This window comes from Lentzea miocenica (assembly GCF_033949945.1).
Taxonomy (GTDB): domain Bacteria; phylum Actinomycetota; class Actinomycetes; order Mycobacteriales; family Pseudonocardiaceae; genus Lentzea; species Lentzea miocenica.
The window spans coordinates 1-373 of record NZ_JAXAVW010000114.1; the positions used below are offsets into that span (position 1 = coordinate 1).

The following is a 373-nucleotide window of genomic DNA, read 5'->3' on the forward strand; positions in this document are numbered from 1 at the left end:
GGCGGCGCGGTCTGTGCTCGCCTCGTCCATCGTGATGTTGTCCGCCGGGGTTACGCCGGCGAGCTTGAGCTTGTCGTGCTTGGGGAACAGCGGGCAGTCGAGGTCCAGCCAGTCCGGGTGCGTCAGCACGGTTGTGGAGGCTGCCGTGTTCGTGCCGAACGTCGCGGAGTAGCGGCCGTGGCCGGTGGTCGAGGTGCCGTAGTACTCCGCGAGTGCGCTGGCGGTATCTCGTTGGTTCACGCGACCGCGGAGGACTCCGCGGTCCTGGAGGGCGTGCAGGTCGAGCGCTGCCAGGCGTGCGGCTACTTCGCGGCGAGCTGTGCCGGGGTCCCAGCCTGCGCGTGCGTCGAGCCAGTCGAGAGCGGCGACGATA

1 pseudogene is annotated in these 373 nt (G+C 69.7%); it reads right to left on the reverse strand.

From position 1 onward, the window contains the following. Positions 1 to 240 (reverse strand): annotated as a pseudogene (locus SK803_RS46445) (transcriptional regulator); the annotation flags it as partial. Positions 241 to 373 lie beyond the last annotated feature (133 nt).